Consider the following 26,452-nt stretch of genomic DNA (forward strand, 5'->3'; position numbering starts at 1 on the left):
ACGCCGCATCCGGCTGTACGTTATTGGCAATCTGCGTGAATGTTTGTCGCCAGTGCCTCCAGCACGGCTTTCCAGTCATCCACCACGCCAACATCTGCCTGCGAAAATACCGCCGCGCAGGCGTCATGATTAATCGCCACCACAAACTTACTATTACGTACGCCTGCCATTAACGCTGCCGCACCGGATGCGCCCGCCACAATGCAAACATCTGGCGCCAACAAATGCCCGGAAATACCAATGACCTTTTCGGCTTCAAAGCCACCGTTCATCACTCGCGCCCGACTGTAGCCCACTTCTGCCCCCAGCTTTTCAGCCAGCGTAGCGATTTCCTGGTTATCTGCCTCTCCGCCCTGCCCCACCACCAGCACCCGTCTGGCCTCAGCTAATGGGTCACGGGTAACATTTTTCAGGTTTTCTATGTTAACCAGCCACTCGGGAAGCGCTCCGGGAACAATATTCAGTTGTTGCATACCAGAGGGCAACGTGACGTTTTTCGCCGCTCCAACCTGGCGCGCCAGGGAAAGACATAGCGGGCGTTTTTCTGTTTGCAGCGTCGCCGTTAGCGCATTTCCCCAGTGGGATTTGCGCACGCTTGCGGTCGGTATATCTAATGAAATCACCTGGCAGACACAGGCTCCATGTAAACGCCAGGCCAGCCGGGTCGACAGTTCATCACCAAACGTTCCCGGCGGAAAGAGAACAACGTCCACAGGCGTTCGCTGCCACTGTTCTACCAGCGTATCCAGCACCTGTTCCGCGACCATCGGCTGCGGCTCGATTTGCCAGTGCGTTAGTGTGCTGCCGCTGAAATCCTGCTCAGCCAGCCAGCCTGCTATTGCGGCATGTTCCTGATTTATTGTCACAATTGCGATATTCATGGCTGCATCCTTTGGCGTAAATAGTCCTGCCATAGCTTTTGCGCTTTTTCTGCTACCGTTTGCCCATCAATCAGCGTCGCTCTGCGTCGTTGCTCTGGCCTTGCCAGTTGCAGGCACTGTATCACTGGCGCTTCTGCGACAAGTGTTTCGCGGGTAATCTCCGATTTCCCCGCCGCCATACGCTGACGCATTCCCGGTACAGGCAAGGCGACTTCACCACACTGACGCACAGCAATCACCGCGGGCAAGCGGACACGACAACAGCGCAACCCATTTTCAGTACGCTGTTCGAGGGTAATAAACGGCGCGTCGAGAGTAAAACGCTCCACCTGGGTGAAACAGGGCCAGGCCAGTATTTCCGCCAACAAAAACGGCGTTTGCCCATTCTGCCCCTCGCTGCTTTGGCAGCCGGTAATGATCAAGTCCATCGTATTCAGGCGCTGCCATTCGGCAATATGCCGGGCGACAAATTCTGGCGCAAAGCGCAGATCTGCCGCCGTCTCCAGCAATACAGCTTCCTCAAACCCAAGAGCCATGAGATAGCGCAGCCAGTGCAACGCCCGTTCATCCCCCATGCTCAACGCGGTTAAAGTCATCGGCGTGCCATTTTTTCTCTGCGCCAATAGCAGCGCGGCAGCGGCCTGTTCATCAGCGCCGAGTAAACTTCGCAGCAACGAAACATCCGGCCCACTATTACCCTGAGCTGCCGCTAACCACTCTTTTTCCGCCAGCATTCCGGCATCCGGTTCGGCTTTAAACGCTAACAGAATGTTCATTAGCACCTCCTGCATTTCCCGCCGCCACCAGCGGCAGAGCTTTGGTTTCTGGCGCCCATAGCCAGGTCACGACAAAACCAACTAACAACACTGCCGCCAGTAGCAATAAAGTAACTTGCATTCCCCACTGCGCCAGAATCCACGGCAGCAGACCAGTACTTACCGCCGCGCCGAGTCGACTCATGGCGGTGGCAAAACCGACGCCCAACGAGCGAATGTCAGTAGGAAAACTTTCTGCAGGCAAAATGCCCACCAGATTACTGACCGCCGAAATGGTGGTACTGAAGACGACAAAAAGCAGTAACGTTAGCGAACTGCCGGAAGGCAGGCAGGCCATCACTATTAACGTAACTGCCAGCAGCAAAAAACTGCCAAGTAAAAATTTGCGATGCGCCAGCAGGTGGGTCAGGAATAAACCTAATATCGCGCCAACAATTAACAACGCGTTAAGCATCAGACTGGCAGTCAGCGCATCTTCCAGACCGATAGTCTGGGCGATAGTCGGCAGCCAGGTGTAAATCACAAACCACGGGATCACGAGGCAGACAAAGAAGACGCTGTTAAACGCCGTGCGCCGCCAGTAGCGCGAAGAGAACAAGGTTTTGATGTGTTTATGGGTCGCCGTTGCCACTTCATCGCCCAGTAAAACATGGGGACCAAAATAGCGATGCACGATAGCGTGAGCTTCTGCAAAACGCCCCTGGCGCAGCAGCCAGCGTGGCGATTCTGGCGTTCCCCAGCGTAAAAGCGTAATCAGCAAAGCTGGCAACGCCGCCGATGCCAGCAGCCAGCGCCAGGCTTCCGGGTTTTCGGAAATAAAGTGATGTCCGGCAATACTTGCCAACACATAGCCTACGGTCCACACCACGCTGAACGCGCCCAGCAAAATACCGCGGTGGCGGCGCGGGGAAAATTCAGCCAGCAAGGTGTGACCGACTGAGTAGTCGCCTCCCAGACCAATGCCAATCAAAATGCGCAGTCCAATAAGATGCTCTGGCGTGGTGGCAAAAAATTGTAAAAAAGAGGCGAGTGTGATCAGCAAGAAGCTGAAGGTGAAGATTTTTTGCCGGCCAATATGGTCGGAGATCCAGCCCAGAACCAGGCTGCCGATAAACAGGCCAAGCAGCGCCGAGCTGCCGATCATTCCCGCCATAAAAGGCGTTAGTTGCATAGCAGGTGTAAGCTGAATAATGGCGTAACCAATGACGCCAAGAACATAACCGTCGGTCAGGTGCGCGCCGAAAGTGAGCGCGGCAATTCGACAGTGAAAACGGTTAAGCGGTAAATCATCCATTCGCACCGGTGAAGTGTTCATCTTTACCCCTTCATTGTCCGGTAATAAGAACGGCTTCCCGGTTGAGAAGCCGAAAAGGCAACGCCCCGTCATCGCGGAACGCTGCCTGACACATTATTTTTCAATCGGATAGATAGTACCCGTATTCATAATGCCGTTAGGATCGAACTGCTTTTTCAGCCCTTCCAGTAACGCCCACGCGCTGCCGTGTTCCAGCTTGCTCCAGTGGACGCGATGTTTACCAATACCGTGGTGGTGCACCATCGAACCGCCGAGGCGAATGGTTTCTTCGCAGATGATTTTGTTGAGCGGATTGTGGTACTTGTCGATTTCCTCTTCCGGCTTACAGTCAACAACGTTGTAGTCGTAGACGAAGTACATGTTGGTGCCGTTCTGGTAGCTGTGAGAAGAGTGGCCACCCAGCATGGTGATGTCGTCGGCGTGTGGAAACTCGGTACGAATACGGTTAATAACGCTTTCGTAGATTTCGTGGATGCAGCTCCAGCAGCCGGACACTTCAGTGGTAAAGCCCATATTTCCGGTTTTGAGGATCTGCACGCGTTCGGCAGCCACTTTATCTGGTCCCCAGTTCAGATGATTAAACCAGGTTTCGATCAGCTTGCTGTCCACGCGCTGGCATTGCGGGTAGCGGGCAACGATTTCCGCAATCCCTTCGCCCGTAGCCTTCGCAATGCGCGGATTGCCTTCAGCCATAAAGATCAGCACACATTTTCCGTCGGCAAAATGGGTGAAGTGCTGCGTACTATCTTCAGCGTCATACAGGCGAGCGATCGACGGACGATACCCTTCCACCATGATTTCACGCAGGATGTTGAAGCCGGTTTTCATGTCTTCCAGTACATAGCCATAGAAAAGGTTGTTTTCTGGCGTGAATTTAAAGATTTTTACCGTAACTTCAGTGATATAGCACAGTGCACCTTCGTTGCCGATGATGATGTGACGAATGTCCGGGCCTGCCGCGCGACGTGGCACGTTTTTAATGCGTGTTACGGTGCCATCAGCCAATACTGCTTCCAGACCAACGACCATATCTTCGATTGCGCCGTAGAGTGTGGAGAACTGCCCGATACTGCGGGTTGCTACCAGGCCGCCCATCTGCGCCAGCGGCTTTGACTGCGGAGAATGCCCCGTGGTGTAACCTTTTTCACGCAACGCGTTTTCCAGCACCTCCAGCGGAACGCCACATTGCGCCGTCGCCTGCATATTCTCAATATCAATATTAATGATTTGATTCATGGCGGAGCCGTCGAGCACCACCGAGTTTTCCACAACGGTTTCCAGCCCGCCTTCAGTGGCGGAAGCGCCGGTACGCGGCACACCGTTAATTTTGTGCGCATTCATAAAATTCAGCACACGGGAGACTTGTTCTGTGGAACCGAGTTTTACGACCGCTGCCGGAATCGGCAAAGTATAAATGCCATGAATATCCGGAAATTTACGAAAACGGTCAATACTGTTCTTCTTTAATACTGTTTCATCGGTAATTACGCGATCTGCACCAACAATTTCCTTTAGCTGGTCGACAATCGCTGCGCGAGATAAAGACATAGTAATTCCTTCCTGATAATAAAAATGGAATAGTCATTAATAAAAGAAAACAGAAACCACCCTAATGAATTAGCGCACTAAATAACCGCCATCAACTACCAGCAAATGACCATTAACATAGTTTGAAGCCGGACTTGCGAGGAATACGGCTGCGCCCATTAAATCCTGAGTATCGCCCCAACGGTTTGCAGGAATATGATCAAGAACGCGCTGGTTAGTTTCTGGATTACTACGGGTCGCCAGAGTGATATCGGTAGCGTAATATCCCGGGGCAATACCATTCACTTGAATATTATATTGACCTAATTCATCGCAATAGGCTTTGGTGAATCCGGCAAGAGCATGTTTAGTGGCAGAATAAGCAGGTGACCATTGTCCACCTAAGTAAGAGAACAATGAACAGATATTAATAATTTTACCGCTTTTTTGCGGGATCATAATTTTTGCAGCTTCATAGCTTAACTCGAATGCGGCGGTCAGGTTCACATCAATCATCGGGTCCCAGTCAGCACGACCGAAGTCCAGCACCTTATTCAGCTTACAAATACCTGCGTTATTGACCAGAATATCGACGGTGCCAAAACGCTCACAACAGGCGGCGATGATCTTCTGTGGCGCGCCTTCTGCGGTGATATCCACCTGCATAAAATCAACTTCAACACCCTGTTTTTCAATAATTTCCTTCGTTTCACCATTATCTTTGACGAAGCTTGGAATAAAGATATTTGCACCTGCTTTTGCCAGTGCCATCGCAAATGCCTGGCCCAACCCGCTATTCCCGCCGGTAACAATTGCCGTTTTACCTTTCAGGGAGAAAAAATCCATTGAGAACGCATTGAGAGATTCGATTGACATAGTTAGCTCCAATTTCCGTAAGGCAAAAAAAAAGAAAGGTAACTTCCCCCGCGAGAGGGAAGTTACCTTTCTCATTATCTCTGGTAACTGGTGATAATTTTTAGCATAAGGGCAAAATCGCTTATGTGATCATAATCACAGTGTGATATTTGTATTATCAAATATTTTTAAAAAGTAGAATCGTGATTACTCTCACACAACAACTCTGAGTTCCATGTTATTTCTTATCGCAATTACTAGAGACCTGAGAAAAGTAATCCTCCCGAAAGGGCGGCTTACTTTTCTCTTTTTTTTGTCTATTACAAATGGGAATACGATATGCAACACAACTCATATCGCCGTTGGATAACCCTCGCGATAATCAGTTTTAGCGGCGGAGTTAGTTTTGACCTGGCTTATTTACGTTATATTTATCAAATTCCCATGGCGAAATTTATGGGATTCAGCAATACCGAAATAGGTTTAATAATGAGCACCTTTGGTATTGCGGCCATTATTCTTTATGCGCCCAGCGGCGTTATTGCCGATAAATTTTCACATCGCAAAATGATTACTTCCGCGATGGTCATTACCGGATTATTAGGCCTGATAATGGCAACATATCCACCATTATGGGTAATGCTTTGTATCCAGGTCGCGTTTGCGATAACGACGATTTTAATGCTGTGGTCGGTGTCGATTAAAGCCGCTTCATTGCTGGGCGATCATAGCGAGCAAGGGAAAATTATGGGCTGGATGGAAGGGCTGCGCGGCGTCGGTGTAATGTCGCTGGCGGTGTTTACCATGTGGGTCTTTTCTCGCTTTGCACCTGATGACAGCGCCAGCCTGAAAACGGTCATTATCATCTACAGCGTGGTTTACATCTTGTTGGGAATTCTGTGCTGGTTTTTTGTTAGTGATAACAATAGCCTGCGCAGTGCCAATAACGAAGAAAAACAGTCATTCCAGCTTAGCGACATCCTGGCCGTTTTGCGCATCAGCACCACCTGGTATTGCAGCATGGTGATTTTTGGCGTCTTCACCATCTACGCCATTCTGAGTTACTCCACCAACTATCTGACCGAAATGTACGGCATGTCGCTGGTGGCGGCGAGCTACATGGGGATTGTGATCAACAAAATCTTCCGCGCACTGTGCGGCCCGCTTGGCGGCATTATCACCACCTACAGCAAAGTGAAATCTCCTACCCGCGTGATCCAAATCCTTTCCGTGATCGGTTTACTGGCGTTGACTGCCCTGCTCGTCACGAACTCTAACCCGCAATCGGTCGCGATGGGGATTGGCCTGATTTTACTACTGGGATTCACCTGCTACGCCTCACGCGGGTTGTACTGGGCCTGCCCCGGTGAAGCGAGAACACCGTCTTACATTATGGGCACCACGGTGGGTATTTGTTCAGTGATTGGATTCCTGCCGGATGTCTTCGTTTACCCAATTATCGGCTACTGGCAAGACACCCTGCCCGCAGCAGAAGCCTACCGCAATATGTGGCTGATGGGCATGGTGGCGCTCGGCATGGTGATCGTCTTTACCTTTTTACTGTTCCAAAAAATTCGTACTGCTGATAGCGCCCCCGCAATGGCTAACAGCAAGTAAGCCAGGAAAATTACAGGAGAAAAATCATGTCGAAAAAATACATCATAGGGATTGATGGCGGAAGTCAGAGTACAAAAGTGGTGATGTACGATCTGGAAGGTAACGTGGTTTGCGAAGGCAAAGGCTTATTGCAGCCGATGCACACGCCGGATGCCGATACCGCAGAACATCCTGACGACGATTTATGGGCATCATTATGCTTTGCAGGTCACGATTTAATGAGCCAGTTTGCCGGGAATAAAGAAGATATTGTTGGCATCGGCCTGGGATCAATCCGTTGCTGTCGTGCGTTGTTGAAAGCCGATGGCACGCCAGCTGCGCCATTGATTAGCTGGCAGGATGCACGCGTTACGCGACCTTACGAACACGCTAATCCTGACGTGGCGTATGTCACCTCTTTTTCGGGCTACCTGACGCACCGTTTAACGGGCGAGTTTAAAGATAATATCGCCAACTACTTTGGTCAGTGGCCGGTGGATTATAAGACCTGGGCATGGAGCGAAGATGCCACGGTAATGGAGAAGTTTAATATCCCCCGCCATATGCTGTTTGATGTGCAAATGCCGGGCACTGTTCTTGGGCATATCACACCGCAAGCTGCACTGGCGACACATTTCCCGACAGGACTGCCGGTAGTTTGTACCACCAGTGATAAACCGGTAGAAGCACTCGGAGCCGGGTTACTGGATGATGAAACGGCGGTGATTTCACTCGGTACTTATATCGCGCTGATGATGAACGGCAAAGCACTGCCGAAAGATCCGCTGGCGTACTGGCCGATTATGTCTTCTATTCCGCAAACATTGCTGTATGAAGGTTACGGTATCCGCAAAGGCATGTGGACGGTGAGCTGGCTGCGCGACATGTTAGGCGAGTCGTTAATTCAGGATGCCAAAGCACAGGATCTTTCACCGGAAGATTTGCTCAATAAAAAAGCTTCTTGTGTGCCGCCTGGCTGTAATGGTCTGATGACGGTGCTGGACTGGCTGACCAACCCGTGGGAACCCTACAAACGTGGGATTATGATCGGCTTTGATTCCAGCATGGATTACGCATGGATATATCGTTCAATACTGGAAAGCGTGGCGCTGACGCTGAAGAACAATTACGACAATATGTGTAATGAAATGAATCACTTTGCGAAGCATGTGATCATTACTGGCGGCGGTTCGAACAGCGATCTGTTTATGCAGATTTTTGCCGACGTGTTCAACCTTCCGGCACGACGTAACGCCATTAACGGTTGTGCAAGCCTAGGGGCAGCGATTAATACAGCGGTAGGTCTGGGGCTATACCCGGATTACGCAACGGCTGTCGATAAAATGGTTCGCGTGAAAGATATCTTTATGCCTGTTGAGAGCAATGCCAAACGCTACGACGCGATGAATAAAGGCATTTTCAAAGATTTAACCAAACACACTGATGTGATTCTGAAAAAATCGTATGAAGTGATGCATGGGGAATTGGGGAATGCGGATTCGATCCAGAGCTGGTCGAATGCGTGAATGAGGTAGGCCGGGCGGAAAACTGCCCGGCCTGAACGTACCTGAATGATTATCCCCGCTGACGCGGGGAACTCGAATAACTGACCAACGTCTGGCTCTCTAAATCCGGTTTATCCCCGCTGACGCGGGGAACTCATTTCCTGCGTAAATACCAGTCCTTCACGTACCGGTTTATCCCCGCTGGCGCGGGGAACTCTCTGGTAACACGAATAACAATCGTGGCGGGAGCGGTTTATCCCCGCTCGCGCGGGGAACTCAATTTTGAAGAAAAGACCGGAGTATTCCCGGTCGGTTTATCCCCGCTCGCGCGGGGAACTCCTGATAACGCGTCAGAAATGGCGTCAATCGCCCGGTTTATCCCCGCTCGCGCGGGGAACTCCACATATTCATATTATCATCCCGAAAACAAACCGGTTTATCCCCGCTCGCGCGGGGAACTCTATTCATTGTAAGATTAACAGCACGTCCGCATCGGTTTATCCCCGCTCGCGCGGGGAACTCTTTACCGCCAAACATGGTCATATCTGGATGCTCGGTTTATCCCCGCTCGCGCGGGGAACTCGTGATAGGCTGTCAGTCCCACCACAAACATCCCGGTTTATCCCCGCTCGCGCGGGGAACTCTCTAAACATAACCTATTATTAATTAATGATTTTTAAGCCAATCACAATCTACTAACTTTACAGGATCACACAAACAACACATCCATTATGTTAAAGAGCACTTGATCCATTGATTTAAAAGGTAAATATTTAAAATAACTCTATGCAAACTAAAATCTACCAAACTTCACCCCAATAATTTTTACCCCAGAGAAAAATTAACGCCACAGAATTTGTAGAGAATGACAATGATTAGTCCGGAATGGGCAAAATGGATGAGTTTCAGAGGCGACAAAAAATATAAATGAGTGGAAGTCTTTACAGGTTCCACCCATTTATAACGCTTATAAATGTGTAATCAGGCAATATTTAAATATTTATGTGTTTGCATCGACAAACGCCAGTTACGCGCAATGCAAGTTTCAATGCACAAACGTGTGGCATCATCTTTTTGGCTAATCGGCTGCAGTGCAATGACTCGCGGTTTATCATCGGTCAGCGTCGCCAGCAATTCATCCAGAGCTTCGATATCCCGTACGCGTCCAACTGGGTGTTTGATTTCGTTAGCTCGCTCCAGGGCTTGCGACAATACTTCATAACCGCCACGCATATTTAGCTTTGGCGACACGGTGACCCAAGTATTCGGCGTACAACGCACTTCATGAGTACCGCTGGTTTCTATCTGGCAACTGAAACCGTTCTTTTCGAGCAGGTCAGTTAGTGGCATCAAGTCATGAATACAAGGTTCACCACCCGTAATCACCACGTGACGCGCGGTGTATCCCTGACGACCGATGACTGCGAGCAAGTCTTCACTGCTTGCTGCTCCCCACTTATCACTCTCTTTCGTTTTACCCAGAATGCTGAAAAGGGAAACTTCCCGATCCTCAAGCTTTTCCCATGTGTGTTTGGTGTCGCACCAGGCACAGCCGACCGGGCATCCCTGTAAACGAATAAAAATAGCGGGGACGCCGGTAAAGTAACCCTCACCTTGCAGGGTCTGGAACATCTCGTTAATCGGGTACTGCATAGCATTCTCTGTAAAGTGGATAATTGTTAATTATTGCAGATCTCGCCGCAATATTCATGCTTTATTAACATTCTGTTACAGGCAGGTTTGACGCAAAAAGTGGCTCAGATCATTAAGAATAAAATGAAGCGGCGTATTATGTTTTAAAGGATTAAATAAAAGGAATTTAAACATGTTTAGAATATTCATCGTATTTATATTTATTTTCAATTTATCAGGTTGCGGTTATAACGATATTCAAACCTATGATGAACAGGTCAATGCCTCCTGGTCAGAAGTATTGAATCAGTATCAACGCCGTGCCGATCTTATTCCTAATCTTGTCGCAAGTATTAAAGGTTATTCCAGCCATGAAAAAGAGGTACTGGAGGCCATTACGTTAGCTCGTAGTCAAGCTAATCGTGCCAGCAGCGATCTTCAGCAAGCTCCGGGAGATGAGCAAAAATTACAAGCCTGGCAACAAGCTCAGGCCCAGGTGACTCGCACTCTCGGGCAGTTAACGATTATTAGTGAGCGATATCCAGAATTAAAGGCCCAGGAACTCTATCAAAATTTGATGGTACAACTCGAAGGAAGCGAAAATCGAATTACCGTTGCGCGAGGAAGATATATTAAAGCCATTGAGCAATATAATGTCACCATCCGCAAATTTCCCGCTGTATTAACGGCAAAGGTCATGGATTACACACCAAAGAAAAATTATTTGCCGGATGATGTCGCCGCAGTAAGTAAAGCCCCGACAATAGATTTTAGCCAGAATACTAATGCTCATTAAGCGGAGAAGCCCTATGCGAAATTTTATCTTTCTTATGGCTTTCTTCTGTTCATCTGCGTTTGCCACGCAAATTCCAGTACCTGAAACATCCAGGTATGTGAATGACTTAACTGGCACATTGACGAACAACGAAGTAAACACCCTGACCAACCAGATTAAAGCCCTGACGCAAAAAAGCCAGGCGCAACTGGTCGTGTTAGTGGTTGAAACAACAGGCGATGAAACCATCGAACAATACGCAACGCGGGTATTCGATAGCTGGAAGCCTGGTAATAAAGACCGCGATGATGGCATTCTGCTGTTAGTTGCCTGGCAGGATCATACCGTGCGTATTGAAATCGGTTACGGACTGGAAGGCGTTATTACAGATGCACAGTCCGGGAAAATTATTCGCAATAGTATTATTCCGGCATTTAAAAAAGGCGACCTGGCTGGCGGGTTGCAAAAGGGGATCAACGATATTGAAAGCCGTCTGACGGGGAATGATTTAGCAACGATAACACCAACCGATCACCCTTTGCCCTTTAGCGGTTGGTGGGCTTTGTTGGCCTGGGCGATAGTACTGACCTTTATTTCCGCCAGGGGATATATCAAAACGCTGGGATTGATTTGCTTCGCTGCCATAGTGCTGGCCTTTGTTTTGCCTATTGCAGGTTTCAGCGGAAGCTGGGGAGTGCTCGCTACATTATTATGCTTCTCCACACCGTTCCTTGTTGTTGCTATTACTTTTACCCCTTTCGGCAAAAAGGTACGTGACTCAATGCGTAGTGCCAACCGGCCATCACACCATACCAGAAGTAATTATAACTCCAGAGATTCGTCATCATCATCGTCCTCTTCTTTCGACAATGACAATTTCAGCGGCGGTGGCGGTTCATCCGGCGGCGGTGGTGCTTCCGGGCGTTGGTGATCGTAATGCGCTTAATCTTTATTTTACTCGCTTTGTGGTGCCTTCCGGTGCTTGCCCAGCAAATTGCTGTGCCGGAGCTGCGCCACCAGGTGACCGATATTACTGGTACGTTAAGCTCGTCTGAACAACAATCTCTGACACTACAGTTGCAGAAGATTGCACAGAATACGCAGGCGCAGGTCGCTATATTAGTGGTGCCATCCACTGGTGAAGATACCATTGAACAATATGCAACACGCGTTTTTGATAGCTGGAAGTTGGGCGATGCACAGCGCAACGATGGTATTTTACTTCTGGTTGCCTGGGAAGATCATGCTGTCCGTATAGAAGTGGGCTACGGGCTGGAAGGGGTGGTTACCGACCTGCAAGCGGCAAAGATTATCCGTGATATATTGATCCCCGCGTTCAAAAACGATGATCTTATTGGAGGGTTGACACTGGCCAGCGAAAATATCGGCGCGCTTCTGTTGAATGGTGAATTACCGGAAGGCAGCGGAAATCATTACAGTATCAAAACTCCAATTCCATTATCGGTCGCTGTAATTATTTTACTGGCAGTACTTTCGTATTTTATTATTTTTACCGATCCATCAAATCTACCGTGGATTGCACTCACCGGCGCAATTTACGGGATGGTATTCCTCTATGTTGCCGAGCCCGGAGCATGGACGAATTTAATCGTTGCTTGCGGTATGTTAACGCCTTTTGCGATCGTACCTCTGCTTATCTTCTGGCTTCTGGTGAATAAAAAGTTACGCGCCAAATATAAGAAGCTCAGTAAAGAAAGAGCTTCAAGAAAAGGTTCTTCTTCATCCTCTTCCGGTGGAGGCTCAAGTGGCGGCGGATTTAGCGGCGGGGGTGGTTCTTCTGGCGGTGGCGGCGCATCCGGCCGCTGGTAACTCAACCATAAAAAATGCCAGCCCGAAGGCTGGCATTTTTAAATCAAATAAAGTCAGACTTATGCCTGGCCTTTGATCTCTTTACGACCGTTGTACGGTGCTTTTTCGCCCAGAGCTTCTTCGATACGAATCAGCTGGTTGTATTTAGCAACACGGTCAGAACGGCTCATAGAACCAGTTTTGATCTGGCCTGCAGCAGTACCAACAGCCAGGTCAGCGATGGTAGCGTCTTCAGTTTCACCAGAACGGTGAGAGATTACTGCAGTGTAGCCAGCGTCTTTCGCCATCTTGATTGCAGCCAGAGTTTCGGTCAGAGAACCGATCTGGTTGAATTTGATCAGGATGGAGTTAGCGATGCCTTTTTCGATACCTTCTTTCAGGATCTTGGTGTTGGTTACGAACAGGTCGTCACCAACCAGCTGGATTTTGTCGCCCAGTACTTTGGTCTGGTATGCGAAACCGTCCCAGTCAGATTCGTCCAGACCGTCTTCGATAGAAACGATCGGGTACTGTTTGGTCAGTTCTTCCAGGAAGTGAGTGAATTCTTCAGAGGTGAAAGCTTTGTTGCCTTCGCCAGCCAGAACGTATTTACCGTCTTTGTAGAATTCAGAAGCTGCGCAGTCCATCGCCAGAGTGATGTCTTTGCCCAGTTCATAGCCAGCAGCTTTAACAGCTTCAGCGATAACAGCCAGAGCTTCAGCGTTGGAACCCAGGTTCGGCGCATAGCCACCTTCGTCACCAACTGCAGTGTTCATGCCTTTCGCTTTCAGAACTTTTGCCAGGTGATGGAAAACTTCAGAACCCATGCGGATGGCTTCTTTCACAGTTTTCGCGCCAACCGGCTGAATCATGAATTCCTGGATATCAACGTTGTTATCAGCGTGCTCACCACCGTTGATGATGTTCATCATCGGAACCGGCATGGAGTATTTGCCCGGAGTACCATTCAGTTCAGCGATGTGCTCGTACAGCGGCATACCTTTAGCAGCTGCAGCAGCTTTGGCGTTAGCCAGAGATACAGCCAGGATTGCGTTCGCGCCGAATTTGGATTTGTTTTCGGTGCCATCCAGGTCGATCATGATCTTGTCAATGCCAGCCTGATCTTTGGCATCTTTACCAATCAGCGCCTGAGCGATCGGGCCATTTACCGCAGCTACAGCTTTGGTTACGCCTTTACCCAGGAAACGGGATTTGTCGCCATCGCGCAGTTCCAGAGCTTCACGGGAACCAGTAGAAGCACCTGACGGGGCAGCTGCCATACCGACGAAACCACCCTCCAGATGTACTTCGGCTTCAACAGTCGGGTTACCACGGGAGTCGATGATTTCACGACCGATGATTTTTACGATTTTGGACATTAGGTTTTCCTCAAGTCACTAGTTAAACTGAAACTCCAGACAAACAACGCGTACCCAGGGTACGCGTTGCCGTTCTAACTTTTTTTACTTACTTCGCCTGACGTTTCTGGAACTCGCTGGCGGCTTTCACAAAGCCTGCAAACAGCGGGTGCCCATCACGTGGAGTAGAAGTAAACTCCGGATGGAACTGACAAGCCACGAACCACGGGTGATTCGGAACTTCGATGATCTCGACCAACTGATCATCCCCGGAACGGCCCGCAACGCGCAGACCAGCATCTTCAATCTGTTTCAGCAGCATGTTGTTGACTTCGTAACGGTGACGATGACGCTCAACAATTGTCGGCGCATTGTACAGCTGGCGAACCAGGCTATTGTCAACCAGCTGGCACTGCTGTGCGCCGAGACGCATGGTGCCACCGAGATCGCTATTCTCGCTACGAACTTCAACGTTGCCGTTTTCATCACGCCACTCGGTAATCAGCGCCACAACCGGGTACTTACAGTCTGGCACAAATTCCGTAGAGTTGGCGTTCTCCATGTTGGCAACATGGCGAGCGTAATCAATTAACGCCACCTGCATACCCAGGCAAATGCCCAGATAAGGAATATTGTTCTCACGCGCAAAGCGCGCGGTAGTAATCATGCCTTCTACGCCACGATAGCCGAAACCACCAGGTACGAGGATCGCGTCCAGACCTTTAAGGATTTCAACACCGCGCGTTTCAACATCTTGTGAATCGATCAGTTTGATGTTGACGCTGACACGATTTTTCAGCCCACCGTGTTTCAGTGCTTCGATCACGGATTTGTAAGCGTCCGGCAGTTCAATGTATTTGCCAACCATACCGATGGTGACTTCACTTACCGGATTCGCTTCTTCAAAGATAACCTGTTCCCATTCGGACAGATTAGCTTCCGGACAGTTCAAGCTGAATCGTTTACAAATATAATCGTCCAGCCCCTGAGATTTCAACAGGCCCGGAATTTTATAGATGGAATCGACGTCTTTCAGAGAAATAACCGCTTTTTCCGGAACATTACAGAACAATGCAATCTTCGCGCGTTCGTTCGCCGGAACGGCGCGATCTGAACGACAAATCAGGATGTCAGGCTGGATACCGATAGAAAGCAGCTCTTTAACAGAGTGCTGAGTCGGTTTAGTTTTGACTTCACCAGACGCTGCCATATACGGCACCAGCGTCAGGTGCATGAACAGCGCGTGTTCACGACCGATATCAACAGCTAACTGGCGAATCGCTTCGAGGAACGGCAGGGATTCAATATCACCTACAGTACCGCCGATTTCTACCAGAACCACGTCGTGGCCTTCGCCACCTGCAAGAACGCGTTCTTTGATAGCGTTAGTAATGTGCGGGATAACCTGTACGGTTGCGCCCAGATAGTCGCCACGGCGTTCTTTACGCAGAACATCAGAATAGATACGACCCGTGGTGAAGTTGTTGCGGCGGCTCATTTTGGTACGAATGAAACGCTCGTAGTGCCCCAGGTCCAGGTCGGTTTCAGCGCCGTCTTCAGTAACGAACACTTCCCCGTGTTGGATTGGGCTCATAGTACCTGGATCGACGTTAATGTACGGATCCAGTTTCATGATGGTCACATTGAGGCCACGGGCTTCAAGAATGGCTGCGAGGGAGGCTGCGGCAATGCCTTTACCCAGAGAGGATACGACCCCGCCGGTCACAAAAATATAGTTCGTTGTCATGCTGAACCTGAGAAGTTAGGTTGAAAAGACGATGGAATAACCAGGACGGGAAAGCAGTATACCCGAACATGACCTGTGCCACAAACTTTCATTATCCCTCCTCTTCGCCAGCGCACTATTGAAATCAGGAGTGAGAAAATAGCCCCTTTGGGGTAAATGTTTTTGACGCAAATCAAGCGCTTGTCATTTAAAAAATGACACAAATGGCGCTTGACCGCGTAATTCCCTTAGAGATCAATTTCCTGCCGTTTTACCTGTTGCCAGACTTCTTCCATTGTTTCGAGGTCAACACCTGTCATTTCCAGTCCACGCGCGGCAACAATACGCTCCACTTCGCGAAAACGACGCTCGAATTTTTCATTCGCTTTTTGCAATGCAATTTCAGCTTTCGTCCCTAAATGGCGAGCCAGGTTGACCGTGGCAAACAGCAGGTCACCCATTTCCTCCTCCAGTTTAGCCTGGTCGACAACAGCCTGCCGCGCCTCGTACATCACCTCGTCGATCTCTTCGTAGACTTTATCGACTACTGGGCCAAGCGTCGTCCAGTCAAAGCCAACGTTGGCGCAACGTTTCTGGATTTTTTGCGCACGCATTAAAGCCGGTAAACTACGAGGAATATCGTCCAGCGCCGAATGCTGTGCTTTCTGCGCGCGTTCTTCAGTTTTGATTTGCTCCCAACGGGCGAGCACTTCACTGCTGTTTTCGGCAGAACTGTCAGCAAAAACATGCGGATGGCGACGCTCTAATTTATCGCTGATTGCAGCGCAAATATCATTAAAGTCAAAGCGCCCTTCTTCCTGGGCCATTTGCGCGTAAAACACCACCTGGAACAATAGATCGCCAAGTTCACCGCGCAGATCGTCAAAGTCTTCGCGGGCAATGGCGTCCAGCACTTCGTAGGTTTCTTCAAGTGTGTAAGGTGCTATAGAAGCAAATGTCTGCTCTTTATCCCACGGGCAGCCGTTTTCCGGATCGCGCAGGCGCTGCATGATAGTGAGCAAACGGTCGATTTGATTCATTGAAATGTCCTGAAAATTGCGGGTCTGTCAGGTGTAATACCTTCGAGTAAAAGATATCGCTGGATACGGCTGACACCATATCCAGCTATGTAAGATTAACTCCCGTGCAACCGACGCGCGTCAATAACATCCGGTACCTGGTTGAGTTTACCCAGCACGCGGCCCAGCACCTGCAGGTTATAAATCTCAATGGTCATATCGATGGTCGCCAGTTGCTGTTTGGTGTCGCTACGGCTGGCAACGCCAAGCACATTCACTTTCTCATTGGCGAGAATGGTCGTGATATCACGTAACAACCCACTACGATCATTAGCCAGCACGCGGACCACCAGCGAATATCCGGCGGAGTAGCTCTCGCCCCATACAGCATCGACAATGCGTTCTGGCGCATGGGAGCGCAGTTCCGCCAGTTGTTCGCAATCGGCGCGGTGTACTGAAATACCGCGCCCCTGGGTTATGAAGCCGACAATCTCATCTCCAGGAATCGGCTGGCAGCAACGCGCGATGTGGTGCATCAGGTTGCCGACACCTTCGACTACCACGCGACCGTTATCTTTACTGCGGTTTTGCGGTGTGTAGCTTTTTTGCTGAAGCTGTTTCAGCGCGGCGGCGTCCTGCTCTTCGGCACTCGGCTTATTAAATTGCGATTGCAGGAAATTCACCATCTGATTGAGCCGGATATCCCCGCCCCCAATCGCCGCCAGCAACTCGTCGACATCATTGAAGTTGTAACGCGGCAGCAGGTGTTTTTCTGCTTCTTTCAGGCTGATCCCCAGATGTTCCAGCTCGTCATCAAGGATTTGTCGTCCAGCCAGAATGTTTTTGTCACGATCCTGTTTACGGAACCAGGCATGAATTTTCGAACGCCCACGGCTGGTTGTGACATAGCCCAGGTTTGGGTTTAACCAGTCACGGCTGGGATTGGGCTGTTTCTGGGTGATAATTTCAATCTGGTCACCCATCTGTAACTGGTAGGTGAATGGCACAATCCGCCCGCCAATTTTAGCCCCGATGCAGCGGTGTCCGACATCGCTGTGGATGTGATAAGCGAAGTCCAGCGGCGTTGATCCCGCAGGTAAATCAACAACATCCCCTTTCGGCGTAAAGACGTATACCCGGTCGTCAAACACCTGACTGCGTACTTCGTCGAGCATTTCACCAGAGTCGGCCATCTCTTCCTGCCACGCAATCAGTTTACGCAGCCAGGCAATCCGGTCCTCATGCCCCGACCGTGCACCGCCAGCAGCCGCGCCTTCTTTGTATTTCCAGTGCGCAGCAACGCCCAACTCTGCATCTTCATGCATCTGTTTGGTGCGGATTTGGATCTCAACGGTTTTGCCCCCCGGCCCCAAAACCACGGTATGAATAGACTGATAACCGTTCGGTTTCGGGTTAGCGACGTAATCGTCGAACTCATCCGGCAGATGGCGATAGTGAGTGTGCACTATCCCCAACGCGGCGTAGCAGTCCTGTAAACGCTCGGCGACAATACGTACTGCACGGACATCAAACAGCTCGTCAAAGGCGAGGTTCTTTTTCTGCATTTTGCGCCAGATGCTGTAGATGTGTTTCGGGCGGCCATACACTTCAGCTTTAACGCCTTCGGCTTTCATCTCTGCGCGCAGATGCCCCACAAACTCTTCAATGTAGTGTTCGCGGTCGAGGCGGCGCTCATGCAGCAATTTAGCGATGCGTTTGTATTCGGTCGGGTGGAGATAACGGAAGCAGTAATCTTCCAGTTCCCATTTCAGTTGCCCGATCCCGAGACGGTTCGCCAGCGGCGCGTAGATATTGGTGCACTCTTTTGCTGCAAGTACGCGTTCATCTTCTGGCGCATCTTTCACTTCGCGCAGATGGGCAATTCGCTCCGCCAGTTTGATGACCACGCAACGGAAGTCATCGACCATCGCCAGCAACATCCGGCGAACATTATCGACCTGCTCGGAGGAAACAGAATCAGTGTGTGTGGCTTTAAGCTGGCGGATTGCCGCCATATCGCGCACACCGTGAATAAGATTAACGACCGACTTACCGACGCTCTCGCGCAGTACGTCTTCGCTGACTACGTTGGCATCGGCCAGAGGGAACAGTAGCGCCGCCCGCAGCGTGTCAATGTCCATACTTAATGTCGAGAGGATCTCCACCATCTCGACACCACGCCACAACAGCAAACTGGCATCCGGATGCCCCTGCGTCTGCTGCAGACAATACGCCCAGGTTTCGGCTAAGCACTCACACGACTTCTGGCTGGCAATCCCCAGACTTGCGATCCATTTGTCCGGATCAAATTCACCAGCCTTATTGATATGTGCACTTCTTACCGCAACCATTGTCCTCTCCTTTAGGGACCTGACCTGCCGAAATCAGCAAATCGTAACTATTTAACGCGCGAAAAAAGCACCATCGATTCCAGATGCCCCGTGTGTGGGAACATATCCAGCATCGCCAGTCGCGCAATGGTATATCCTGCTTTTAATAACGCCTCGCTATCCCGAGCCAGCGTCGCAGGGTTACAGGATACATAAACTATACGAATGGGTTCCAGTTTTATAATTTGCTGCATGACGCCAGCAGCACCTGCTCGCGCCGGGTCCAGCAACACTTTGTCAAAGCCGTTTTTAGCCCACGGCTGCTTTGTGACATCATCTTCAAGATTTTCATGATAAAACGTCACATTTTGTAAACCATTAAGTCGCGCATTTTCCTGACCTTTCTCCACCAGCACCGCAACACCTTCTACCCCTACCACGCTAGCCGCTCGTGTCGCTAATGGCAGTGTGAAATTGCCCATACCGCAAAACAGATCAAGCACGCTGTCTTCAGCCTGCACATCCAACCACTCCAGCGCGCGTGCCACCATTTTCTGGTTCACACCCGCGTTGACCTGAATAAAATCACGCGGGCTAAAAGTTAAACGTAACCCATTTGAGTCATACCAGGGCATCTCGCCAGAGACGGTTTCGAGTATCTCACTATCGGGGGCGAGAAACAGATCCAGGCCTTCAGAATGCGAAAAGCGTTCCAGTTTTTCACGATCAGCCGAACTTAGCGGTGTGGTATGGCGTAAAATCATCAGCGTGCCGCTGGTTGCCTGCACCAGTTCAACGTGACCAAGATGGCGCATGGCTTGTAAGCTGGTCAGGCATGCCCTGACTTTGGGCAGCAATGCTTCAAGTTGGGGCGCTAAAATGGGGCATTGCTTAACATCGACAATGTCACTGGAACCCGCTTTGCGAAATCCCATCTGTAATTGTTGTGTTTTCGGCTGATAGTTCAGGCTTAAGCGCGCGCGGCGACGGTACCCCCAGGGAACATCGGCGATCACTTCAGAGACGTCATGCTTCATTAACCGGGCGAGCGCCGCACTTTTGCTTCGCTGCTGTAGTTCGATGCTGGCGTGTTGTTGCTGACAGCCGCCGCATACGCCAAAATGAGGGCAGCGTGGCGTTTCGCGTTCCGGGCTGTCGCTTAGCCTGCGCACGACTTTAGCGCGGGAATACTGTTTTTTATCTTCAGTAACAGTAACTTCCGCGTCTTCCTGCGGCAATAGCCCGGGGATAAATAACGCTTTTCCGTTATGTCGTGCCACGCCCTGACCAAAAGAGTCGAGGTCGTTGACTGAAACGGTTATGATCTGACGCGTCGTCACGCGTCGTTTTGCAGAGTAGAATTGCGCCATTGGCGAGACTTTCTCAATTTAACAGTGTGACCTTAATTGTCCCATAACGGAACTCCATGACCAACTACAGCCTGCGCGCACGCATGATGATTCTGATCCTGGCGCCGACCGTCCTTATTGGTTTATTGCTCAGTATCTTTTTCGTCGTGCATCGCTATAACGACTTGCAGCGTCAACTGGAAGATGCCGGTGCCAGCATTATTGAGCCGCTTGCAGTTTCTACTGAATATGGCATGAGCCTGCAAAATCGCGAATCTATCGGTCAGTTGATAAGCGTTTTGCATCGTCGCCATTCTGATATTGTTCGCGCCATTTCAGTTTACGATGAAAATAACCGACTCTTTGTCACCTCCAATTTTCATCTCGACCCTTCAGCAATGCAGCTCGGTAGTAACGTGCCATTTCCGCGCCAGCTCACTGTCACACGTGATGGCGATATTATGATTTTGCGTACGCCGATTATCTCCGAGAGTTATTCTCCCGACGAATCGCCCATTAGCGATGCCAAAAATAGTCAGAATATGCTGGGGTATATTGCCCTTGAGCTGGACCTTAAATCGGTGCGCTTACAGCAATATAAAGAGATTTTTATTTCCAGCGTGATGATGCTGTTTTGTATTGGTATTGCACTTATTTTTGGCTGGCGACTCATGCGCGATGTAACCGGCCCGATTCGCAACATGGTGAATACTGTCGACCGCATCCGCCGAGGACAACTCGACAGCCGGGTGGAAGGATTTATGCTCGGCGAGTTGGATATGCTGAAAAACGGCATCAACTCGATGGCAATGTCTCTGGCGGCTTATCACGAAGAGATGCAGCACAATATCGACCAGGCGACGTCAGATCTGCGTGAAACGCTGGAGCAGATGGAAATTCAGAACGTTGAGTTGGACCTGGCGAAAAAGCGCGCCCAGGAAGCGGCGCGTATTAAGTCCGAGTTTCTGGCGAATATGTCACATGAGCTGCGTACACCGCTGAATGGAGTTATTGGCTTTACCCGCCTGACGCTGAAAACAGAATTAACGCCAACGCAGCGCGATCACCTGAACACGATTGAACGCTCGGCAAATAATTTGCTGGCAATTATTAATGATGTTCTCGACTTCTCGAAACTGGAAGCGGGCAAGCTGATCCTGGAAAGTATTCCGTTCCCGCTGCGCAGCACGCTGGATGAAGTGGTTACTCTTCTGGCGCATTCTTCTCACGATAAAGGACTGGAATTGACGCTCAATATTAAGAGCGACGTGCCAGATAACGTGATAGGCGATCCGCTGCGCTTACAGCAAATCATCACTAACCTGGTGGGGAATGCGATTAAATTCACCGAGAATGGCAACATCGATATTCTGGTGGAAAAACGAGCGCTGAGTAATACCAAAGTTCAGATTGAGGTGCAGATCCGCGATACCGGTATTGGTATTCCTGAACGCGATCAATCGCGCCTGTTCCAGGCCTTCAGGCAGGCAGATGCCAGTATTTCACGCCGTCATGGCGGCACCGGGCTGGGGCTGGTAATTACGCAAAAACTGGTTAATGAGATGGGCGGAGATATTTCGTTCCATAGCCAGCCGAATCGTGGCTCAACCTTCTGGTTCCATATTAATCTCGATCTGAACCCGAATATTATTATTGAAGGACCATCCACCCAGTGCCTCACAGGCAAACGCCTGGCTTATGTCGAACCGAACTCGGCAGCCGCGCAGTGCACGCTGGATATTTTAAGCGAAACACCGCTTGAGGTGGTCTACAGCCCAAGCTTCTCGGCCCTCCCTCCCGCGCATTACGACATGATGTTGTTAGGGATTGCGGTGACTTTCCGCGAACCGCTAACGATGCAACATGAGCGGTTAGCGAAAGCAGTGTCGATGACCGATTTTCTGATGCTCGCCCTTCCGTGCCATGCACAGGTCAATGCCGAAAAGCTCAAGCAAGATGGTATCGGCGCGTGTCTGCTGAAACCCCTGACGCCTACACGTCTGTTGCCTGTACTGACCGAGTTTTGTCATCAAACACAAAATACGCTGTTGCCTGTCACCGACGAAAGTAAGCTGGTAATGACGGTTATGGCTGTTGATGATAACCCAGCAAACCTGAAACTTATCGGCGCATTGCTGGAGGACATGGTTCAGCATGTGGAGTTGTGCGATAGCGGCCATCAGGCGGTTGAACGAGCAAAACAGATGCCGTTCGATTTAATCTTAATGGATATTCAAATGCCGGACATGGACGGCATTCGTGCATGCGAACTTATCCACCAGCTTCCGCACCAGCAACAAACGCCAGTCATCGCGGTGACTGCACATGCGATGGCTGGGCAAAAAGAGAAATTACTTGGCGCGGGGATGAGCGATTATCTGGCGAAACCGATAGAAGAAGAGCGATTGCATAATTTGCTGCTGCGCTACAAACCCGGCAGCGGCATTTCTTCCCGCGTTGTGACGCCAGAAGTGAACGAAATTGTGGTGAACCAGAATGCGACTCTGGACTGGCAACTGGCGCTACGCCAGGCCGCTGGCAAAACCGATCTGGCGCGCGATATGCTGCAAATGTTGCTCGATTTCCTGCCAGAAGTTCGCAACAAAGTTGAGGAACAACTGGTTGGGGAAAATCCGGAAGGCCTGGTTGATTTGATTCATAAACTGCATGGCAGTTGCGGCTATAGCGGTGTGCCGCGTATGAAGAATCTCTGTCAACTTATCGAACAACAGCTACGAAGCGGTACTAAAGAAGAAGATTTGGAGCCAGAGCTACTGGAATTGTTGGACGAGATGGATAATGTGGCACGCGAAGCCAGTAAAATTCTTGGGTAATAAATATTTTATCGAGTAAAAATCGGCTTCTTATGAAGCCGGTTTTAGACTGGTGACAAGGTGCCTGTGTTTATGCCGGATGCGGCGCGTGTTTATATCTGGCATCAGCAATATAAAAGCGGCTCACCGTGCAACAACACAACATGAATGCGTTCAATGAGGCTCGAGTTTGGCATTAGGAATCCACTTCACGGAAATGAAAACAAGAACAAGAAAGGAAGGGTTAAATCGGAGAAATAAAGAAGAGTATGAAATGGATCGCTTGACTCCAGGCAAACGCCAGTAAAAATCCGCGCTAATAAGCAGTTTTTACAGGCATTTGCCTGAAAAGACTCGATTCAGCACCGCTAAAACGGTATTTTGCCGATCGCTGAACAAATCAGGGCAACAGCGTCCCCCACTGTTCAACCCACGGATTGGATTCCGTTTCTGGTTCCGGGTTTTCACTGGCATCGATCAGCAGCATTTCCCCTACCCGCTGCGCGCTCTGTTCCTGTAACAAAGCATCAAACTGTTTGCCACCGTTGCAGAAATTCACATAACTACTGTCGCCGAGCGCAATCACGCCGTAACGCAGGTTCGGCTGGAAACCGAGGTTATCCTTTATGTCCTGAAAGAGTGGCACAATGCTATCAGGAAGGTCGCCCTGCCCGGTCGTGGACGTAACCACCAGAACATACTTGTCCTGATAAGGTAGCCAGTCGCTTAATTCAGGATCTTCAAATACCGTTGCTTTGTGCCCCTGCGCGGTCAGAATCGCTTCCGCTTCTTCGGCCACTAGCAGTGAATTCCCGTACATGGTGCCTACAAAAATACCAATTTCCGCCATACCGTTTTCTCCCTGGATTAGGAACTTATCTCATCATCCTGACCTGATGGCGCGCTGAACTCAACCCTTTCATTTTCAAGAAGCAGACCGCGCCAGCCAAATTGTGATAATGCCTGCATCCAGGTGTCGTCCAGACCGGCGTGGATAGTCAGCGGCTCGCCAGTAAAAGGATGCGTCAATGACAACTGACTGGCATGCAGCATTAACCGCTGGAGGCCAAAATGTTCAGCCGCGCTGCGATTCTGGCGCAAATCGCCATGTTTGCTGTCGCCAATAATCGGATGGCGCAAATGGGCGAGATGGCGACGAAGCTGATGTTTGCGTCCGGTTTTCGGCTCCAGTTCCACCAGACCGTAGCGTGTCGTCGCGTAACGCCCGGTGGCGACTGGCATTTCAACCGTCGCCAGACCGCGATAATGCGTCACTGCTGGCTGCGGGCCTTTATCTTCGCGGGCATACTTATCGGCGATTTTATCCAGTTCTTCCACCAGCGGATAATCCAGCACCGCTTCTTCCATCAGCCAGCCACGCACAATCGCATGGTAACGTTTCTGGATTTGGTGTTGTTCAAACTGTTGCGCTAACAGCCGTCCGGCCTCGCTGGATAATCCCATCAGCAATACGCCAGAAGTCGGTCGGTCCAGCCGATGCGCGGTAAACACGTGCTGACCAATCTGGTCACGTACGGTTTGCATGACCACCACTTTTTCGTCGCGATCCAGCCAGCTGCGGTGAACCAGCCAGCCAGACGGTTTGTTAACCGCAACCAGCCATTCATCCTGGTAGAGTATTTCCAGCATCAGTTTGTATCATCCGCAAAAAGCGCATCCAGTTTTTCCAGCTCCGCCAGAATAAGCGCGCGCTGGGGGTGGTCCGTCGCCAGCGCCATTTCATAATACGGCGCCACGGCGAAAGCCCCTGGCAATGGCTGATTATTATCTAAGAGATCGTGCATTCGTGGGATCAGTACCCATTGCAACCACTCCAGTGGCTCCATCGTATCCATAAAGAAAGGTTGGGTACTGTTGAATTGATGCGGCTGCGGTTCATCGCTCTGCCAGTGCTGATGTTCACGCAGTATTGTTTCAAGTGCCTGCAACTGAAGACGAACGCGGTCATGAGTGGTCATAAAACAACCTCAAGAAGAAAAAACTGCCGCGAAGGATAGCAGGAATAAAAAAAGGGAGCACTGTATTAACAGTGCTCCCGGTTCGTTTCGCAGCATTCCAGCTACTTTTGTTGCTCCCTGCTCATCCTTGACAACTTTTCCTGTGGCCTTGCGACCAATCGTTCATCCTGAACTAATGCTTCCTGCTCACACCACCCCGATGTGATACTTCATCCTGAAGTGTCCCTGGCCTTCCTGACCCACCGAATCATCCTGACCGGTTCTCATTCTCCGTCCTGGAGGTGTCCTTTAACGCATCCAGCGTTTTCCTCTTCGCTTCATCCAGAAGCCTTTCCCTGAAACACCATCCTGGCGTGTCCTTTAGAAGTGTCATCATCCTGATGTTCACTTCGTTGTCTGACTCCCTGTCGACGAAGATAGAATCGTCTTTTTCACTGAGTCTTACAAGGCGCTTACAGACAATGCCTTAAGGAAAATTTCATATGGAAGTTAAGGATATTCAGTCAACACATTGATTTAAAATAAAAATATGATTCTTATCTTTTTAAGTATTCACTTATTTTCTGGCGATCTCCTACAGGGTCTGTAAGAGATCTCTCACAACCAGACGGGGTGAATGGATTACAGAAGAGGCTTAAGCTGCGTAAGGAATTCCGCAAGATTTGAGGCTAAATGGGTACGATTCCGCGTACCTAACGTCTCTTTGCATACTTCGCCAGAGAGATTACACACCGAAATCACTTCCAGCTCTTCTTCCAGTGTGGCGATAAATAACGTGGGGGGCAGTTTCAGACGTTTCTGGGTAACCAGATGTCCAATCAGGTTTTCCTGCACCCGGCGGAAGTCGTCTTCGCTCCAGGTTTGCAGTAATGTCAGTTTGATATCGCCAAACTGCGCATGCATATCCCCGGCAAGCTGGGTCGTATAGAAGGTATGAATTGCGGGTTGTATCACAATATCAAACGCACGCTCAACCGCGTTTACATTTTGCTCACCGCTAAACGGCTGCGGTTGCCAGAACACAGCATCATTAGTGGTTGAAATGATGCACGGTGAAGGAACGCCATACAGCTCCTCGCTTAACGGCCAACTACTGTGCTGTTCGTGCCAGGCATCGCAGTAACGCGTGGTAAAATCTCTCAAGGCTTGTGCGGTCAATTCGTCCACTAATTTCTCTCTTCACTTAAACCAGATACACTTGTCGTTT

The 26,452-nt window shown here is 50.0% G+C and carries 20 protein-coding genes, 1 pseudogene and 1 CRISPR repeat array; of the genes and pseudogenes, 6 read left to right on the forward strand and 15 right to left on the reverse strand.

The window, feature by feature from the left end:
- Nucleotides 1-20 precede the first annotated feature (20 nt).
- The 5 genes from FEM44_RS03745 to FEM44_RS03765 all read right to left on the reverse strand — a co-directional run bounded on the left by FEM44_RS03745 (nucleotide 21) and on the right by FEM44_RS03765 (nucleotide 5,375).
- Entirely contained in the window at nucleotides 21-881 is an 861-nt protein-coding gene (locus FEM44_RS03745; protein ID WP_135521258.1) for an electron transfer flavoprotein subunit alpha/FixB family protein, read from the reverse strand.
- Nucleotides 878-1,657, reverse strand: coding sequence for an electron transfer flavoprotein subunit beta/FixA family protein (locus FEM44_RS03750; RefSeq protein WP_135521256.1), 780 nt, complete (start codon nucleotides 1,655-1,657; stop codon nucleotides 878-880). The genes FEM44_RS03745 and FEM44_RS03750 overlap by 4 nt, the downstream gene beginning before the upstream one ends.
- Nucleotides 1,635-3,044, reverse strand: a complete 1,410-nt coding sequence (locus FEM44_RS03755; protein ID WP_167850644.1) for an MFS transporter — start codon at nucleotides 3,042-3,044, stop codon at nucleotides 1,635-1,637. The genes FEM44_RS03750 and FEM44_RS03755 overlap by 23 nt, the downstream gene beginning before the upstream one ends.
- 21 nt (nucleotides 3,045-3,065) lie before the next feature.
- A complete protein-coding gene (locus FEM44_RS03760; protein WP_135521252.1) occupies nucleotides 3,066-4,520 on the reverse strand; it encodes an FAD-binding oxidoreductase in 1,455 nt (484 codons plus the stop codon).
- Nucleotides 4,521-4,589: 69 nt separating this feature from the next.
- Entirely contained in the window at nucleotides 4,590-5,375 is a 786-nt protein-coding gene (locus FEM44_RS03765) for an SDR family oxidoreductase (RefSeq protein WP_135521250.1), read from the reverse strand.
- A 318-nt stretch (nucleotides 5,376-5,693) separates the two neighbouring features.
- Between FEM44_RS03765 and FEM44_RS03770 the strand changes: the two genes are divergently transcribed.
- Together FEM44_RS03770 and FEM44_RS03775 are read left to right on the forward strand one after the other, a co-directional pair.
- On the forward strand, nucleotides 5,694-6,971 hold the full coding sequence (locus FEM44_RS03770) for an MFS transporter (RefSeq protein WP_135521248.1): 1,278 nt from the start codon (nucleotides 5,694-5,696) through the stop codon (nucleotides 6,969-6,971).
- A 26-nt stretch (nucleotides 6,972-6,997) separates the two neighbouring features.
- The gene (locus tag FEM44_RS03775) at nucleotides 6,998-8,476 is read left to right on the forward strand and encodes an FGGY-family carbohydrate kinase (protein WP_135521246.1); all 1,479 of its coding nucleotides are present in this window, start codon (nucleotides 6,998-7,000) and stop codon (nucleotides 8,474-8,476) included.
- A 45-nt stretch (nucleotides 8,477-8,521) separates the two neighbouring features.
- Nucleotides 8,522-9,099: direct repeats of the CRISPR family, unit length 29 nt; unit sequence CGGTTTATCCCCGCTCGCGCGGGGAACTC.
- A gap of 337 nt (nucleotides 9,100-9,436) precedes the next feature.
- On the opposite strand, the gene queE is transcribed toward FEM44_RS03775, so the two are convergent.
- Nucleotides 9,437-10,108, reverse strand: a complete 672-nt coding sequence (gene queE / locus FEM44_RS03780; protein WP_065227519.1) for a 7-carboxy-7-deazaguanine synthase QueE — start codon at nucleotides 10,106-10,108, stop codon at nucleotides 9,437-9,439.
- 172 nt (nucleotides 10,109-10,280) lie between these two features.
- Between queE and FEM44_RS03785 the strand changes: the two genes are divergently transcribed.
- From FEM44_RS03785 to FEM44_RS03795, 3 genes and pseudogenes are all read left to right on the forward strand, one after another.
- Nucleotides 10,281-10,883, forward strand: a complete 603-nt coding sequence (locus FEM44_RS03785; RefSeq protein ID WP_135521240.1) for a LemA family protein — start codon at nucleotides 10,281-10,283, stop codon at nucleotides 10,881-10,883.
- A gap of 13 nt (nucleotides 10,884-10,896) precedes the next feature.
- Nucleotides 10,897-11,568: pseudogene (locus FEM44_RS03790) on the forward strand (TPM domain-containing protein); the annotation flags it as partial.
- Between the two features lie 221 nt (nucleotides 11,569-11,789).
- Entirely contained in the window at nucleotides 11,790-12,692 is a 903-nt protein-coding gene (locus tag FEM44_RS03795) for a TPM domain-containing protein (protein ID WP_135521236.1), read from the forward strand.
- A 59-nt stretch (nucleotides 12,693-12,751) separates the two neighbouring features.
- Here the strand turns inward: FEM44_RS03795 and eno are convergent, their stop codons facing one another.
- The 5 genes from eno to rlmD all read right to left on the reverse strand — a co-directional run bounded on the left by eno (nucleotide 12,752) and on the right by rlmD (nucleotide 20,474).
- Nucleotides 12,752-14,050 carry a phosphopyruvate hydratase gene (gene eno, locus FEM44_RS03800; RefSeq protein WP_000036723.1) on the reverse strand — a complete coding sequence of 433 codons (1,299 nt, stop codon included), beginning with the start codon at nucleotides 14,048-14,050 and terminating at the stop codon, nucleotides 12,752-12,754.
- 88 nt (nucleotides 14,051-14,138) lie between these two features.
- On the reverse strand, nucleotides 14,139-15,776 hold the full coding sequence (pyrG, locus tag FEM44_RS03805) for a glutamine hydrolyzing CTP synthase (RefSeq protein ID WP_135521234.1): 1,638 nt from the start codon (nucleotides 15,774-15,776) through the stop codon (nucleotides 14,139-14,141).
- Nucleotides 15,777-16,003: 227 nt separating this feature from the next.
- The gene (gene mazG, locus FEM44_RS03810) at nucleotides 16,004-16,795 is read right to left on the reverse strand and encodes a nucleoside triphosphate pyrophosphohydrolase (RefSeq protein ID WP_112912024.1); all 792 of its coding nucleotides are present in this window, start codon (nucleotides 16,793-16,795) and stop codon (nucleotides 16,004-16,006) included.
- Between the two features lie 95 nt (nucleotides 16,796-16,890).
- Complete coding sequence (gene relA, locus FEM44_RS03815) at nucleotides 16,891-19,125, reverse strand: GTP diphosphokinase (RefSeq protein WP_130221513.1); 2,235 nt, start codon at nucleotides 19,123-19,125, stop codon at nucleotides 16,891-16,893.
- A 47-nt stretch (nucleotides 19,126-19,172) separates the two neighbouring features.
- On the reverse strand, nucleotides 19,173-20,474 hold the full coding sequence (gene rlmD / locus FEM44_RS03820; protein ID WP_135521233.1) for a 23S rRNA (uracil(1939)-C(5))-methyltransferase RlmD: 1,302 nt from the start codon (nucleotides 20,472-20,474) through the stop codon (nucleotides 19,173-19,175).
- Between the two features lie 56 nt (nucleotides 20,475-20,530).
- Here rlmD and barA point away from each other — a divergent pair, with 56 nt between their 5' ends.
- Nucleotides 20,531-23,287, forward strand: a complete 2,757-nt coding sequence (barA, locus tag FEM44_RS03825; protein ID WP_130207684.1) for a two-component sensor histidine kinase BarA — start codon at nucleotides 20,531-20,533, stop codon at nucleotides 23,285-23,287.
- A 379-nt stretch (nucleotides 23,288-23,666) separates the two neighbouring features.
- On the opposite strand, the gene FEM44_RS03830 is transcribed toward barA, so the two are convergent.
- From FEM44_RS03830 to syd, 4 genes are all read right to left on the reverse strand, one after another.
- On the reverse strand, nucleotides 23,667-24,116 hold the full coding sequence (locus FEM44_RS03830; protein ID WP_135521231.1) for a flavodoxin: 450 nt from the start codon (nucleotides 24,114-24,116) through the stop codon (nucleotides 23,667-23,669).
- 17 nt (nucleotides 24,117-24,133) lie between these two features.
- Nucleotides 24,134-24,916 carry a tRNA pseudouridine(65) synthase TruC gene (truC, locus tag FEM44_RS03835; protein WP_135521229.1) on the reverse strand — a complete coding sequence of 261 codons (783 nt, stop codon included), beginning with the start codon at nucleotides 24,914-24,916 and terminating at the stop codon, nucleotides 24,134-24,136.
- On the reverse strand, nucleotides 24,916-25,245 hold the full coding sequence (locus FEM44_RS03840; RefSeq protein WP_135521227.1) for a YqcC family protein: 330 nt from the start codon (nucleotides 25,243-25,245) through the stop codon (nucleotides 24,916-24,918). The genes truC and FEM44_RS03840 overlap by 1 nt, the downstream gene beginning before the upstream one ends.
- 621 nt (nucleotides 25,246-25,866) lie before the next feature.
- On the reverse strand, nucleotides 25,867-26,412 hold the full coding sequence (syd, locus tag FEM44_RS03845) for a SecY-interacting protein (protein WP_135521225.1): 546 nt from the start codon (nucleotides 26,410-26,412) through the stop codon (nucleotides 25,867-25,869).
- Nucleotides 26,413-26,452 lie beyond the last annotated feature (40 nt).

It is taken from the genome of Escherichia sp. E4742, assembly GCF_005843885.1.
GTDB lineage: Bacteria > Pseudomonadota > Gammaproteobacteria > Enterobacterales > Enterobacteriaceae > Escherichia.